General features: G+C 62.4%; 12 protein-coding genes and 3 pseudogenes. 7 read left to right on the top strand and 8 right to left on the bottom strand.

All coding sequences use genetic code 11. The features are described from left to right. Nucleotides 1-32 precede the first annotated feature (32 nt). Together prfB and ACFQAU_RS14245 are read left to right on the top strand one after the other, a co-directional pair. Nucleotides 33-1,157 (top strand): peptide chain release factor 2, encoded by a 1,125-nt coding sequence (gene prfB, locus ACFQAU_RS14240; RefSeq protein WP_120351278.1) that lies wholly within the window; start codon nt 33-35, stop codon nt 1,155-1,157. A 50-nt stretch (nt 1,158-1,207) separates the two neighbouring features. Next, complete coding sequence (locus ACFQAU_RS14245; protein WP_386283939.1) at nt 1,208-2,629, top strand: amidase; 1,422 nt, start codon at nt 1,208-1,210, stop codon at nt 2,627-2,629. Here the strand turns inward: ACFQAU_RS14245 and ACFQAU_RS14250 are convergent. Then, complete coding sequence (locus tag ACFQAU_RS14250; RefSeq protein WP_132444575.1) at nt 2,622-3,380, bottom strand: helix-turn-helix domain-containing protein; 759 nt, start codon at nt 3,378-3,380, stop codon at nt 2,622-2,624. The genes ACFQAU_RS14245 and ACFQAU_RS14250 overlap by 8 nt on opposite strands. A gap of 254 nt (nt 3,381-3,634) precedes the next feature. On the opposite strand from ACFQAU_RS14250, the gene ACFQAU_RS14255 reads away from it, so the two are divergent. Then, nucleotides 3,635-3,991, top strand: a complete 357-nt coding sequence (locus tag ACFQAU_RS14255; protein ID WP_132444548.1) for a hypothetical protein — start codon at nt 3,635-3,637, stop codon at nt 3,989-3,991. Between the two features lie 12 nt (nt 3,992-4,003). Here the strand turns inward: ACFQAU_RS14255 and ilvN are convergent, their stop codons facing one another. The 6 genes from ilvN to ACFQAU_RS14285 form a co-directional block, all read right to left on the bottom strand. Further along, nucleotides 4,004-4,564, bottom strand: a complete 561-nt coding sequence (ilvN, locus tag ACFQAU_RS14260; protein ID WP_067626213.1) for an acetolactate synthase small subunit — start codon at nt 4,562-4,564, stop codon at nt 4,004-4,006. 71 nt (nt 4,565-4,635) lie between these two features. After that, nucleotides 4,636-6,390 carry an acetolactate synthase 3 large subunit gene (locus ACFQAU_RS14265; RefSeq protein WP_120352223.1) on the bottom strand — a complete coding sequence of 585 codons (1,755 nt, stop codon included), beginning with the start codon at nt 6,388-6,390 and terminating at the stop codon, nt 4,636-4,638. A 399-nt stretch (nt 6,391-6,789) separates the two neighbouring features. Next, on the bottom strand, nt 6,790-7,608 hold the full coding sequence (locus ACFQAU_RS14270) for an arginyltransferase (protein ID WP_067626217.1): 819 nt from the start codon (nt 7,606-7,608) through the stop codon (nt 6,790-6,792). A 70-nt stretch (nt 7,609-7,678) separates the two neighbouring features. After that, nucleotides 7,679-8,116 carry an RDD family protein gene (locus tag ACFQAU_RS14275; protein ID WP_132444549.1) on the bottom strand — a complete coding sequence of 146 codons (438 nt, stop codon included), beginning with the start codon at nt 8,114-8,116 and terminating at the stop codon, nt 7,679-7,681. A 58-nt stretch (nt 8,117-8,174) separates the two neighbouring features. Then, complete coding sequence (locus tag ACFQAU_RS14280; RefSeq protein WP_132444550.1) at nt 8,175-8,582, bottom strand: DUF2852 domain-containing protein; 408 nt, start codon at nt 8,580-8,582, stop codon at nt 8,175-8,177. Nucleotides 8,583-8,706: 124 nt separating this feature from the next. Then, the gene (locus ACFQAU_RS14285) at nt 8,707-9,189 is read right to left on the bottom strand and encodes a YbaK/EbsC family protein (protein ID WP_132444551.1); all 483 of its coding nucleotides are present in this window, start codon (nt 9,187-9,189) and stop codon (nt 8,707-8,709) included. A 116-nt stretch (nt 9,190-9,305) separates the two neighbouring features. Here ACFQAU_RS14285 and ACFQAU_RS14290 point away from each other — a divergent pair. From ACFQAU_RS14290 to ACFQAU_RS14305, 4 genes and pseudogenes are all read left to right on the top strand, one after another. Beyond that, a pseudogene (locus tag ACFQAU_RS14290) lies at nt 9,306-12,104 on the top strand ([protein-PII] uridylyltransferase family protein). Then, nucleotides 12,101-12,349: pseudogene (locus tag ACFQAU_RS14295) on the top strand (hypothetical protein); the annotation flags it as partial. The pseudogenes ACFQAU_RS14290 and ACFQAU_RS14295, both read left to right, overlap by 4 nt. A gap of 126 nt (nt 12,350-12,475) precedes the next feature. Next, a pseudogene (locus ACFQAU_RS14300) lies at nt 12,476-13,652 on the top strand (RSP_2647 family RNA methyltransferase). Further along, nucleotides 13,652-14,203 carry an RSP_2648 family PIN domain-containing protein gene (locus ACFQAU_RS14305; protein ID WP_120351272.1) on the top strand — a complete coding sequence of 184 codons (552 nt, stop codon included), beginning with the start codon at nt 13,652-13,654 and terminating at the stop codon, nt 14,201-14,203. The pseudogene ACFQAU_RS14300 and the gene ACFQAU_RS14305 overlap by 1 nt, the downstream one beginning before the upstream one ends. Here the strand turns inward: ACFQAU_RS14305 and ACFQAU_RS14310 are convergent. Next, on the bottom strand, nt 14,200-14,883 hold the full coding sequence (locus tag ACFQAU_RS14310; RefSeq protein WP_132444577.1) for a M48 family metalloprotease: 684 nt from the start codon (nt 14,881-14,883) through the stop codon (nt 14,200-14,202). The two genes, ACFQAU_RS14305 and ACFQAU_RS14310, sit on opposite strands and share 4 nt — an antisense overlap. Between the last annotated feature and the right edge of the window lie 2 nt (nt 14,884-14,885).

Raw genomic sequence — 14,885 nt, forward strand, 5'->3', positions numbered from 1 at the left:
GGGGCCGCATTACTTATCAAAGGCAGGCACACATGCGCGCAGAGGCACAGAATACCGCGGACCAGATCAGCAAATCGCTGGAATTGCTGGCCCAGCGACTGGATGTGGAGACCGCGCCCTACCGGCTGGAAGAATTCAACGCCCGCGTCGAAGATCCGAACCTTTGGGACAACCCTGATGCCGCGCAAAAGCTGATGCGTGAGCGCCAGTCGCTGGTGGATGCCATCGACACCTATGAGGGCATCAAACAGGAACTGGCCGACAACGTCGAACTGATCGAGTTGGGCGAGATGGAAGAGGACGAGGAGGTCATCTCCGACGCCGAGGCCGCGCTGAAGGCGCTGGCGGAAAAGGCCGCCCAAAAGGAACTCGAAGCGCTGCTGAACGGTGAGGCCGACAGCAACGACACCTTCCTAGAGATCAACGCAGGCGCGGGCGGTACGGAAAGCTGCGACTGGGCCAGCATGCTGGCGCGGATGTATGTCCGTTGGGCCGAGAAGAAAGGCTATAAGGTCGATCTTCAGGCCGAAAGCGCGGGCGACGAGGCGGGCATCAAATCCGCGACCTATAAGATTGAAGGGCACAACGCCTACGGCTGGCTGAAGTCCGAAAGCGGCGTGCACCGTCTGGTGCGCATCTCGCCCTTCGACTCGGCGGCCAAGCGGCACACCTCTTTCACGTCCGTAAAAGTCTACCCCGTGGTCGACGACAACATCGAGATCGAAGTGAACCCTTCGGACATCCGCATCGACACCTACCGGTCGTCCGGCGCAGGCGGCCAGCACGTCAACACCACCGACTCGGCGGTGCGGATCACCCACCATCCCACGGGCATCGTCGTGACCTCTTCGGAAAAGTCGCAGCACCAGAACCGCGACATCGCCATGAAAGCGCTGAAATCGCGGCTTTATCAGATGGAGTTGGACAAGCGTTCAGCCCTCGTGAACGAGGCGCATGAGAACGCGGGCGACGCGGGCTGGGGCAACCAGATCCGGTCCTATGTCTTGCAGCCTTATCAAATGGTGAAAGACCTTCGCACCAATTACGAGACATCGGACACCAAGGGTGTGCTCGACGGTGATCTGGATGGGCTGATGGGGGCAACGCTGGCGCTGGCGGTCTCGGGCAAAAGCCGGGCCGAGGCGCAGGGCGACTAAGCCGGTGCCGTCCCCCTTCATGGAATAATATGTAGCAATAGGGGGACATGATGGATTTGCTAGATTGGGACGCTTCGGACCTGTCCGAGGCGCTGGCCGCGCGCAGGATTTCTGCGGTTGAACTGATGCAGGCGACACTTGCGCGGATCGAGGCGGTGAACGGCAAGGTGAATGCCGTCATCTCCCTCCGCGACCGTGACACATTGCTGGCCGAGGCAGAGGCGTCCGACGCCAGCCCGCGCAAGGGTTGGCTGCACGGTATCCCCATGGCGATCAAGGATTTGGCTGACGCAGAGGGGCTGCCAACGTCTCAAGGGTCACCGCTTTTCGGTGCCCAGCCGGCCGAGCGGGATCATCCCGCTGTTGCGCGGCTTCGCGCGGCAGGGGCGATCGTCATCGGCAAAACCAACACGCCGGAGTTTGGCCTCGGCAGTCATACGTTCAATCCGGTTCATGGCGCGACGTGCAACCCTTATGACCTAGGCCGCTCGGCTGGCGGTTCCTCGGGCGGGGCGGCGGCGGCACTGGCGGCGCGGATGGTTGCCGTTGCCGATGGGTCCGACATGATGGGATCCCTGCGCAATCCGGCGGGCTGGAACAACGTCTACGGGATGCGGCCGACATGGGGCAGGGTGCCGTCGGATGATGGCGGCGATCTGTTTCTGCACCAGCTTTCGACCTTGGGGCCGATGGCGCGCAGCCCCCGTGACCTCGCCGCCCTTCTTGATGTGATGAGCGGCGCCGACCCGCGCCAACCCCTGACCCGCTCCGGCCCGGATACGGCCCCGGATATCGATGCGGCCCTGCCCGCGCAGCGTGTGGGGTGGCTGGGCGATTGGGGCGGTGCCTTCCCCTGCGAGCCGGGGATCATTGACCTGAGCGAAGCCGCATTGAACCGTTTGGCCGGGCTGGGGCATGAGGTCATACCAATCGCCGCGCCTTTTGATGCAGATGCGATGTGGGAAAGCTGGATCACGTTGCGGTCCTTTGCCGTGGCGGCCTCATTGGGGGCGATCTACGACGATCCGGCGCGGCGGGACGGGTTGAAACCCGCTGCGCAATGGGAGGTCGCGCGCGGGCAGGGGTTCTCTGCCTCTGATATCCAGCGCGCCAGCGGCATCCGCTCCGATTGGTTCCGCGCCGCACATGCTCTGTTCGAAGAGGTCGACGTTCTGGTGCTGCCCTCCGCGCAGGTCTGGCCGTTCGATGTTGGGATGGTGCACCCGACCGAAATCAATGGCCAGCCGATGGACAGCTATCACCGCTGGATGCAGGTGGTGGTGCCCGCATGCCTGATCGGTCTGCCGGTGGTGAATATTCCTGCAGGTTTTGATAATCGCGGCCTGCCTTTGGGGCTGCAACTGATCGGCAAACGCGGCAGCGACGCGCGCTTGTTGCAACTGGCGCAGGGCTGGCATCGGGCGACAGGCTATCCGCAGGCGCAGCCCCCGGCTGTAGCAGGCCTCAATTGAACGGCGCGTCGGGCTGAAGCAGGCGGCGGTGATAGGGCATCAGGGCGTCGATGTCGATAAATCCCGCCTGCCGCGCCGCGGGCAGCACCGTTTTGGGATCTTTGCCAATGTATTCGTAGGTCAGCCGCGTCACCCGCGCGCCTGCGGCACTTTCGGGCGCGGTACGGGTGACATATCCCACCCAAAAGTTATTCTCGAACGAGGCGACACGGTTGAGGTAGTTGAACGACCCGGTCAGCGTGCGACGCCGCGATACGACGATGGAAACGCCATTCTCTTGCTGCGAGACGATGCCGCGATATTCGCGCGCAGTGGGGCTGGTGGGCAGCCCTTGCTGGCGTAGTGAATGCGCGCTCTCGTAGCCCCGCAGGAAGGTGCTGCTGCCGTCGCGCTTGATGTAGACGACCCCGGTCACAAACCTGTCTTGATCCAGAAACGACCGCCGTGCGAAGCGGTAAAAGCCGCTGGGAAAATCCGCCTCGGGCACGTTCTGAACCCCGGTCCCAAGGAAATCCCGCAGGAAACTGTTGTTGATCGGATCTTGGTTGAGCGAAATCTCGGTGACTGGCTCCAGCAACACCCGCGCATCGATTTCGAAGAAGCGGCAGATCCGGGCCAGCACGTCAGGCCGAGGGAAGCTTTCGCCCGAAAGGTAGCGGTTGAACTGCGTACGGTTGATCCCAAGTTGCCGGGCAAGATCGGAGATCGACGTATAATCCGCCGCCAACTGGCGCAGATTAGCACCAAACATGCTGCGAAGTTCAGAGGGGAGCGGTTGGAAGCGGACATGCAGCCTCGTTCTGATTTGCGACGCAGCCATAGGATACGGGCTGTTTTGGCCAGAGGATTAACCGACTGACGCGAAGGCGCGTCACAGGTGACGCTAATTTGAGGTTGACCCTACTGGAACCGACACAAAATGCAAGCGGGCGTTGCATTTTAACCTATGTTACACCTTTTTCGATTGTCGCAGAATGAAGGTCAATTATCAGAAGCGGGGGTACTATGATTGGTGTAGTTCTGTGGAGCGATAATACCGCTGGCAAAGCAGTGTTTTGGTGCGAAGATCAGGGCGATCTTGCCTATTACGAAGAGCCTGCGATCTGTATGGGGCACGGTTCGGGGTTCGACCCGGGCGACATGGTACAGTTCGGCATCACAGTGCATCGCAAACTACGCATCGCGGATAACCCAAGGGTGGTTCTGGAGGACGCGGCGTCATATCTGCCCGACGCCCTGCGCCATGATGGGCCCGCGGTGCAAGAGCCGCAGGCGGCAAAACCGCGCGGGGGCGCTCAGATCATACCCTTTACGACCAAGCCGGAACCGCGCCGATGCGGCGCGGCCCAGCTCAAAGCCTGACTCCCAACCCGATCAGACCCCGCGGGCGAGGGCGGCAACGCCCGTGCGGGCAACATCGGCCAGCCCCAGCGGGCGCATCAATTCGGCGAAAGCGTCAATTTTATCCGGCGCGCCGGTGATCTCGAAAACAAAGCTTTCCAGCGTGCTGTCGACCACATTGGCGCGGAAGATATCCGCAAGCCGCAGCGCTTCGACCCGGTGGTCGCCCTTGCCGACAACCTTGAAGATCGCCAATTCACGCTCAACGCTTGGGCCTTCGACGGTGAGGTCATGCACCTCGTGCACCGGCACGATCCGACCCACCTGCGCCTTGATCTGCTCGATCACCTGTGGCGTGCCGCTGGTGACGATGGTGATGCGCGACAGATGCCCGGTGTGGTCCACCTCGGCCACGGTCAGGCTGTCGATGTTATAGCCACGTCCCGAGAACAGGCCAATCACCCGCGCCAGCGCGCCGGGTTCGTTCTCGACCAGCACTGCAAGCGTGTGTTTTTCGACCACATCCGAGAAATTGGGCCGTAGGTTATAGGCGGAATGCGAGGTCGCACCTTTCTTGATTTTTAGGGCAGCCATGTCTTTGTCCTTTTATCTAGCCGCGGGAATTTTTTAAAAATTCCCGGTCGTTTTCTTTGAAAGAAAACGGGTCACACCAGCACTGAGCCTTTTGCGTCGATCACACCTTGGGTCTCATGATCCCCCGGCAGCAGCATTTCGTTATGCGCCTTGCCGCTTGGGATCATCGGGAAGCAGTTTTCGTGCTTCTCAACCAGACAGTCAAAGATCACAGGCCCGTCGTAGTTGATCATCTCCATGATCGCGTCATCCAGATCGTCGGGGTCGTGGCAGATGATCCCCTTGGCGCCAAAGGCTTCGGCCAGTTTGACGAAATCGGGCAGGGCTTCGGACCAGCTTTGCGAATAACGCTCGCCGTGCAGCAGTTCCTGCCACTGGCGGACCATGCCAAGGCGTTCGTTGTTGAGGATGAACTGTTTGACCGGCAGGCCGAATTGCATCGCTGTGCCCATCTCTTGCATGTTCATCAACCACGAGGCTTCGCCCGCCACATTGATCACGAGGGCGTCGGGATGCGCCATCTGCACCCCGATGGAGGCCGGGAAACCATAGCCCATGGTCCCGAGGCCACCGCTCGTCATCCAGCGGTTCGGCTCTTCAAAACCGAGGTATTGCGCGGCCCACATCTGGTGCTGGCCCACTTCGGTGGTGATATAACGGTCATGACCCTTGGTCAGCGCTTCGAGCCGCGACAGCGCGTGCTGGGGTTTGATGACCTTGCCGGATTGGGTGAACTTCAGACAATCCTTTGCGCGCCATTCCTCAATCTTGGACCACCATTTGGCGAGCCCCTCACTGTTGGTCTTGCGGCCGCGGGATTTCCAAACCTTCAGCAAGTCTTCGAGCACATGGCCCACGTCACCGACAATTGGAATGTCGATGCGGATCACCTTGTTGATCGACGACGGGTCGATGTCGATATGCGCCTTGGTGGATTTGGGGCTGAAACTGTCGATGACGCCGGTGATCCGGTCGTCGAACCGCGCGCCGATGTTGATCATCAGATCGCAGTCATGCATCGCCATATTGGCTTCATACAGCCCGTGCATCCCCAACATGCCCAGCCATTTGTCACCGGACGCAGGGTATGCGCCGAGACCCATCAACGTCGATGTGATCGGGAAACCCGTGGCATCGACCAATTCGCGCAGCAGCTGGCTGGCCGCCGGGCCGGAGTTGATGACGCCGCCGCCGGTGTAGAAGATCGGGCGCTTGGCCGTCTCCATCGCCGCCACCAGTTCGGTGATCTCGGCCATATCGCCCTTGACCTGCGGTTGATAGCGCGAGGTGGAGGGTTTGGGGGACTCGTAATGGCCCGTGGCAAATTGCACGTCTTTGGGAATGTCGATCAGTACCGGGCCGGGGCGGCCGTGGGTGGCGACATGGAAGGCTTCGTGCAGCGTGGCACCAAGGGTGTCGGTCTCTTTCACCAGCCAGTTGTGCTTGGTGCAGGGGCGGGTGATGCCCACGGTGTCGGCCTCCTGAAACGCATCAGAGCCGATCATAAAGGTCGGCACCTGACCGGTCAGCACCACCAGCGGAATGGAATCCAGCAGCGCATCCGTCAGGCCGGTGACCGCGTTGGTGGCACCGGGGCCGGAAGTCACCAGCACCACGCCGGGTTTGCCGGTCGAGCGGGCATAGCCTTCGGCGGCATGCACCGCGCCCTGCTCGTGGCGCACCAGAACGTGTTTGATCGAGTTCTGCTGAAAGACCTCGTCGTAAATCGGTAGCACCGCGCCACCGGGATATCCAAAGACGGTGTCCACACCCTGGTCAATCAGGGCTTGGACGATCATTTTCGCTCCGGTCATCTGGCGTTTCATCTTGGGTGCTCCGTAAGGCAGGTTATTGGCGTTTGGCATAAAAAAACCCCCGGTCTGACGGGGGCGCATGGGAAGGATTATGGTTAACCGTTACCGGCCCATGCGCGTGTGTCCTACAATAATGACTAGGTCGATCATCTCAGGGGTCCTCTTTGCGTGGCGTGAGATTATGAGGGGGAAAGGGGGGCGTCAACAGCGAAATGCCGAAAATCTTGTGCTTGGGTGGGGATTAATTGCTCTTTTATTTCGCCGAGGCGCCATTTTGGGTTCTTTTCGCAAAGAAATTTGCCCTCAGGCGAATTTTATTGAATTACGGGGTGTGTTTATACACGTGATTCAATGGGGCAGCCCAATGGTCCGCTCCGGTTGCGCGCAAAATCTGTAGGCTGGCTCAGCGCCTTAGCGCGGGCTGACATCCGGCAGGGTGATATTGGCCACCTGCTCGGCAATGGGATCATTGCTGAGCGGATGCTGGTCAGGCACGAAACCCTCAGGGTCGCGCATCTTTTGCCACTGCCCGCCCATATAAACCTCAAGTCCCGAGAACTTGGCCTTGTACCCCATCTTTTGACTGCCCGGCACCCAGTAGCCAAGGTAGACATAGGGCAAACCCGCTGCGCGGGCGATTTCGATGTGGTCGAGGATGATGTAATTCCCCAACCCGTTGCGGGGCCGGTCGGGGGTGTAGAAGGAATAGACCATGCTCACCCCGTCGCCCAAGACGTCCGTCAGGCAGACGCCGACCAGCGCGTTATCGGCCTCGGGGTCGGTATATTCGATGACCCGACTGCGGATCGGGGTTTCCTCGATCATTGCGGCGAATTCAAAGACATCCATATCCGCCATGCCGCCATCCGCATGGCGGCTGTCGAGGTAGCTGCGGAAGAGGTCATATTGCTCTTCCGTGGCCCAAGGAGAGGTGGCTCGCCGCTCAAGCCCCGCGTTGCGGTTCAGAATGCGACGCTGGCTTTTGCTGGGGCGAAAGGCCGCCACGTCGATCCGCGCCGACAGGCAGGCGGCGCAATCGGCGCAAGACGGGCGGTAAAGGACGTTCTGAGAGCGGCGGAACCCTTGGCTTGATAGGCTGTCATTCAGGCGTGCGGCATTGTCGCCCTGAAGGGCGGTGAACAGCTTGCGCTCCATCCGGCCCTCCAGATAGGGGCAGGGCTGCGGCGCTGTGACATAGAATTGCGGTGTCAAAGGCAGTGTATGTCGCATGGGTTTCCAGCATTTATCGGGGGATGCTATCAACCCCCCCGCTGCGCCAAGGGCAAATTTGCGTGATACCCTAGCGGCTGAGGCGGCGATTCACCGGCACCGTGCCAAGCGCCATATCCGTGAGGCTTTGACGGCGGGCCGTGGTGCAGATAAGAACGGCCGAGACGACCTGAATGATCGTGACCGTCATCGACAGCGAATAGCCGATGGTATGCAAAAGCGCGGTCATGAAATCAAAGGGCCGGTCGCGGTGGTCGCGCAGCTCCATCGCCATTAGGCGCATCCCCCATGTGGCCGACCCGCTGGTCAGCGTGGCCACCCGGTAGGCAAAGCCCACCACCAGCGTGAGAAAGGGGAAAAAGAACAGCCCGGTAAAGGCCGTGAAGGGCAGGATCAGCAGGCAAAAGACGATCACAAGGGTTACATCGACGATCCAAGCCAGCAGCCGTTTGCCAGCGATGCCGTCATAGAATTGCGGGTGCAGATCGGGGTCGGGTGTCTGGGTCATGTTTTGTCCTGCAAAAGGCCTCCCGGCGCGGGGCCGAGAGGCGGGGGTCAGGGTTGATTTAGGCGCTTGTAGCCGTGTCGTCACGTTTGGCACGGTCGTCCATGAACTGGTCGAACTCGGCCTTGTCTTTGGCCTCGCGCAGACGCTCAAGGAAGGCTTCGAAGTTGCCTTGCTCCTCTTCCAGACGGCGCAGCGTGTCGGCCTTATAGGCGTCGAAGGCGCGGTTGCCGGTGCTGCGTGACATCGTTACGCGGCTGGATTTGCGGGTGCAGGATTTCGAAGAGAACATGCGTTTGCTCCAGATCATATAAGCCAGAAGGGCAAGGCCGAGGGGCCAGAAGAAGATAAAGCCAAGCACCATGGCGGCGATCCAAGCGCTTTTGCCACGGGCGTCCATCCACGCTTCAGTCCGGGCAAGCCAGTTGCTGCTGCGGCCATAGGTCGGGTCGGTGGTCACTGTTGTCATTGTTGAGCCTTTCGGTCCTCATGGGCCTGTCGCCGGCCCGGGCGTTTCGGTTGATGTGAATGTCTTTCACATTGAATAGATCGGAACGCCGAACCTGTTTCGCAAGGGGCTATGTGAATGTTTTTTACATTACTCGGGAAGAATCAGTAAATTTAGCAACTTGTGCGCCGGAAAGCTGCGCCATTTTCTGTGGCTTAAGGCAGAATACGTGATGCGGCGTGCCCGCGGCGGCCCAGACCAGCGGGAATTCTAATAGGTTTCGGTCAAACCACGCACGGGGCGGCGTGATATGGCCCAACGGGGCGACACCGCCAATGGCAAAGCCGGTCTGCGCCCGGATCAGCGCGGCATCGGCCTTGCCCAAGGGTTCCCCAGCCAGCGCGGCTGCACGTGTCAGGTCAACTTGTTGCGCGCCTGCGGTGATGAACAAAAGTGCCGCCCCGCTGTTTTCGCCGCGCAGGACGATGCACTTGGCGATCTGGTCAACCTCGCAGCCAAGTGCGGTGGCCGCATCGACTGCGGTGCGCGCCAGTGCCGTCTCGCGAATTTCGGTCGTCACCCCGGCGGCCTCCAGCGTGGCGCGCACCCGTTTCAAACTCTTGCTCATCTTCTTCCCTTTACTGCCCGGCCCCGGTGGCGGGGCACAGGCCAAAGTCCTACCAAGGCCGCGCCGTGCCGCAACCCCCATTGACGCCGCTTGGATCAGCCCGCAAAGCTGGCCCCATGACAGACCCATCGCTTGCCGCCCGGATCACCCGCTCTCCCCGCATCTATCACCGCGAACGCGCGCAGGATGCGGCGGCGCTCTTGCCCGATCTTGCGCCGGACCTGCGCGAGATGATCTCGGCTGCCGCCTCTACCGCGCCCTATCTAATGGCACTGTTGGAAAAGGAAGCGGCTTGGCTTGGCGAGGCCGTGGAAAACCCCGAGGCCGCTCTGGCCGCCAATTGCGCCGCGGCGGCAGAATTTGCGCCCGACCGGCTGGCCGATGGGCTACGGCAGGGCAAACGGCGCATGGCGCTTCTGACCGCGCTGGCCGATCTGGGCGGGGCATGGTCGCTGGAAGAGGTGACCGGCGCGCTGACCGATTACGCCGATGCCGCTTGCGGGGCGGCCCTGCGGGCGGGGCTGGCGGCACAGATCAAACGCGGCAAACTGCCGGGGATGACGATGGACGATCTGGCCGACTGCGCGGGCATGGTTGTCTTTGCCATGGGTAAAATGGGCGCGCGGGAACTGAATTATTCCTCAGACATCGACCTCATTTGCGTCTTTGACGAAAGCCGCTTCGCGCCTGATGATTTCCACGCCGCCCGCAGCGCCTTCGTCAAGGCGACGCGGGCGATGTCGGGCACGTTGAACGACATTACCGCGCAGGGCTACGTCTTTCGCACCGATCTGCGCCTGCGTCCTGACCCGGCGGTCACCCCCGTTTGCATCGCGATGGAGGCAGCCGAGCGCTACTACGAAAGCCTAGGCCGCACATGGGAGCGCGCGGCCTATATCAAGGCCCGTCCGGCGGTCGGTGATATCGCCGCAGGGGAAGCGTTCTTGCAATCATTGCGCCCCTTCGTCTGGCGCCGCCATCTGGATTTCGCCGCCATCCAAGATGCGCACGACATGCGGCTTGCCATTCGCGAGCACAAGGGCTTGGGCGGGCCGATCACTCTGCCGGGGCATGATATGAAATTGGGCCGGGGCGGCATCCGTGAGATCGAGTTTTTCACCCAGACCCGACAGCTCATCGCCGGGGGCGCGATGCGGAGTTGCGGCCCCGTGGGACGCTGGCAGGGTTGCAGGTGCTGGCCGAGAAGAACTGGGTGCCCAAAGAGGTCGCCGAAACGCTCGGCGATCACTACCGCGCACACCGCACGGTAGAGCACCGCTTGCAAATGGTGCAGGACGCGCAGACCCACACGCTGCCCCGCAATGATGCCGATTTTGAACGTCTGGCCGCCATGATGGATATGGATGTCAATGACTTGCAGGCCGATCTTCACAACCGACTTCAAGCCGTGCACGACCTGATCGAAAGCTTTTTCGCCGCCACGCGGGAGGAGCCAGAAGCCGCCCGCCCGGCGCATCAATTCGACACCTCGGTGCTTGACCGTTGGCCCAGCTATCCCGCGCTGCGCTCGGAACGGGGGCGGATATTTTCGGGCGGCTACAGCCGCTGCTGCTGGACCGTTTGGCGCAATCTGCCAAACCGGACGAAGGGCTTTTGGCCTTTGACGGTTTCCTCGCTGGCCTGCCCGCCGGGGTGCAGCTTTTCTCGCTCCTGCGGGCCAATCCGCAACTGGGCGATCTTTTGGTGGATATCGTCGCCACATCGCCTGCGCTGGCCGCGCATCTGTCGCGCAACTCTGGCGTCTTCGATGCGGTGATCGGGGGGATTTCTTTTCGGACTGGCCGGGGCAGACCAAGCTGACCGAGATGTTGCAACAGCATCTCGCGGCAGAGGCCGATTACGAGTTGCGCCTTGATGGCACCCGCCGTTGGGCGCGCGAATGGCATTTTCGGATCGGCGTGCATCTGCTGCGCGGGCTGATCGACGCGGCCACCGCCGGGCGCCAATATGCCGAGTTGGCCCAAGCGGTCTTGCAGGCGCTCTGGCCCGTGGTCGTCGATCAATTCGCCACCCGGCATGGCCCGCCGCCGGGGCGCGGGGCGGTGATCCTTGGCATGGGCTCGCTTGGGGCTGGGCGGCTAACGCCGACCTCCGACCTCGATATGCTGGTGATTTATGATGCCGATGGGGTGGACAGTTCCGACGGCCCCAAACCCCTCGCCACGCGCAGTTATTATGCCCGGCTGACCCAAGCGATGATCACCGCGATGACCGCGCCGATGGCCCAAGGCAAGCTTTACGACATCGACATGCGCCTGCGGCCCTCGGGCAATCAGGGGCCGGTGGCCACCAGCCTCGCCAGCTTTGAGAGCTACCAGAAAGAGCAGGCTTGGGTCTGGGAGCATCTGGCCCTTACCCGCGCACGGGTGATCGCGGGGGCAGAGGATCTGGGCCGCGATGTCGAAGCGCTTCGGGCTGAAATCCTCAGCCGCGCCGCCCCGCGCGACAAGGTTCTGGGCGAGGTCGCGAAGATGCGCCAGCGCATCGCCGCCGCCCGCAGCCCTGCAGGGCTGCTCGACGCCAAGACGGGCGCGGGCCGCTTGCAGGATATCGAACTGTTCGCGCAGGCAGGCGCGCTTATCGGCGGCACCGGGGCGCGTGAGATCGACGCGGGCCTTGCCGCCGCGCGCGGCGAAAACGTGATTGATGGGCAGGCGGAAGCCGCGCTTTCCTCGGCCTATACCAACGCATGGACCCTGAATTGCGCCGCGCGTCTGCTGTCGGCCAATCCTATTGATGCGCGGACAATGGGGCAGGCGGGAGCGAGCTTTCTCTGTCGTGTGTTAGCTTGTGGCGATCTTGCGGCATTGGAGGCCAAGATGCAGGGCGATTACGGCACCGCGGCTCAGATCATCGACGCGGCGCTGCCCGAGCCGGGACAGGAGGGGGCATGAGCGATCCAGATGACCCAAAGGGTTTGATCCGCGAATCCTACCGGATGGAGGGGATCGGCCCCGCCGAATGCCGCAGCATCTTTCTCGACTGGGCTTTGAGCTTGCCCGAGGGGCAGGACAACGCCGCCGCCATCACCCGTTTGCTGGAACGCTACGGTGCGGCCGCCGCGGGTCACCCGATGACCCAAGTGCTGCGCGAGGGGCAGACGACGCTCACCACCCCGCGCCGCAGGGGCGGTTGGCGGGGAGGGCGCGCAACTGACCGCCGATCTGGGCCTGCGAAACCTCTTTCCCCAGCCGCGCGAACGCAGTACGAGGGGCGCTATGACAACGCCCCAAACCCCTCCGCCCCGCAGCCTGCCACGCTTCCCGTGGTGCGCCTTTTGCCCAAGGCCAATGCCCGCGCCATCCGCCACGGCTTTCCTTGGGTCTATGCCAATGAACTGGTCACCGACCGCCGTACGCGGGGGCTTGCCCCGGCACGCTGGCGCTGCTGGAAGATGCTGACCGCAAGCCCATGGGGCTGGTCGCGGTCAATCCGACCTCCAAAATCATCGCCCGGATGATCGACCAAGACGCAGAGGCGCAGGTGGATCAGGCGTGGTTCGAGGCGCGCGTTAGTCGCGCCCTTGCCCTGCGCAGCCAGCTTTACGATCAACCCTATTACCGCCTGATCCACGCCGAGGCCGATGGCCTGCCGGGCGTCATCATCGACCGTTTTGGCGATACCTGCGTGATCCAGCCCAACGCCGCTTGGGCCGATGCGCTGCTGACACCGCTGGTGGCCGCTTTGCAATCGGTGACCGGCGTGACCAACGTGTTGAAAAACGCCTCTGGCCGGACGCGCAAGCTTGAAGGGCTCGACGATGCTTCGTCCACGTTGGTGGGGAGACCCCCGAAGGCCCGCTGCCCGTGCCGATGAATGGCGCGACCTATATGGCCGACCTTACCGGCGGGCAGAAAACCGGTCTGTTCTACGACCAACGCCCCAACCATGCCTTTGCCGCCAATCTCGCGCGCAATGGGGCACGGGTGCTCGATGTCTTTGCCCATGTCGGCGGCTTCTCCCTCGCCGCTCTGGCGAATGGCGCGTCATCAGCACTGGCCGTCGACGGCTCCGCCCCCGCCCTGGAACTGGCCGAGGCCGGAGCCGCCGCGATGAACATGCAAGACCGTTTCGCCACCCGCCAAGGCGATGCCTTCGACGTGCTCACCGCCCTGCGCGATGAGGGCGAGACCTTTGACGTGGTGATCTGCGACCCGCCTGCCTTTGCTCCCTCGCGCCAAGCGGTTGAGGCGGGGCTGCGCGCCTATGAGCGTGTTGCGCGTCTTTCGGCGCAATTGGTGGCAGAGAATGGTATTCTGGGTCTTTGTTCCTGTTCCCACGCCGCTGATCTGAACCAATTCCGCACTGCTTCCGTGCGCGGCATCGGTCGGGCCGGACGCCGTGCCATGCTGCTGCACACCGGCTTTGCCGGGGCGGACCACCCGCAACTGCCGCAGCTTGCGGAAAGCGGCTACCTCAAGTCGCTGTTCTTCCGCCTGTGATGGAAACGCGCCCCCGCGTGCTGATCGACACCTGCGTGCTCTACCCCACGGTGATGCGCGAAATGGTGTTGGGTGTGGCAGCAAGGGGCGCGTTCGAGCCGGTCTGGTCGGCGCGTATCTTAGAAGAATGGGCCCGCGCGGCGATCAAGCTTGGGCCCACGGGCGAAGCACAAGCGCGGGCCGAGATCGCACTGCTGCGCGGCAACTGGCCGGGGGCCGAACGCGCGGCCTCCCCCAGCCTACAGGCGCGGCTTTGGTTGCCGGATGCGAATGACATTCACGTTCTGGCCGTCGCCGTGGCCAGCAGCGCCGACATGATTCTGACGCTGAACGCCAAGGATTTCCCGCGCCAAATCCTTGCCGAAGAGGGGTTGAGCCGGGCCGATCCTGACAGCTACCTGCATGGGATTTGGCAAGCGACACCGGAATTGGTCGCCCCCGTGGCCGACGCCGTCTTGCAAGAGGCGCGGCGGCTGTCGGGCGAGCAATGGGAGATGCGCGCTCTGCTGAAAAAGGCACGGCTGCCGCGGCTGGCAAAGGCTCTGGCCTAGCCCTCCCACCGCAGTTGCAGCTTGCGCAGCTTGGCGACACGTTCCTCGGTCTTGGGGTGGCTCAGCAGCCACGCGGGCGGGCGTCCAGCGCCGTTTTGGCTCAGCGCGTCCAACTTCTCGAACAGGGAAATCTGTGGGCCGATGCCGATGCCCGCTTTGGTCAGCAGGGCGGCTGCATAGGCGTCTGCCTCATACTCATCCCCGCGTGAGAGGCGGGCAGCCAGCAGGCTGGTCAGCCCGTTTGCGATCAGCACACCGATCCCGGGAATGATCCGCCCAAGCACCATCGCCAGCGCCGTGCGCAGGGCGTTTTGGCCCGAGAAATCAATCATCCGCCGCCGCGAATGGCCAAGCGCCACATGGCCCAACTCATGCGCGATGACGCTCGCCAATTCCTCAGCCGTTACAGCACCTTGGCGAAACTTGTTGTAAAACCCGCGGGTGATGAAAATGCGCCCATCGGGTGCTGCCAGCCCGTTGACCGGTTCGATCTCATAAAGATGCACCTTGATGCGCGGCAGGTCCAACGCCTTGGCCATCTTTGCGCTCATGTCGTTGAGTTTGGGGTCCACCAAGGGGGTCGATTTCGCGTCCAACTCGCGCGCCGTGCGCCAAGCGGAAAAACGATACATGGCCAGCGCGTAAAGGATGGCCAGCAGGATGGGGAGAAAGCGGATCATGC

The sequence above is a fragment of the Sulfitobacter profundi genome (genome assembly GCF_042661425.1).
In the GTDB taxonomy this organism is placed as follows: Bacteria; Pseudomonadota; Alphaproteobacteria; order Rhodobacterales; family Rhodobacteraceae; genus Sulfitobacter; species Sulfitobacter profundi.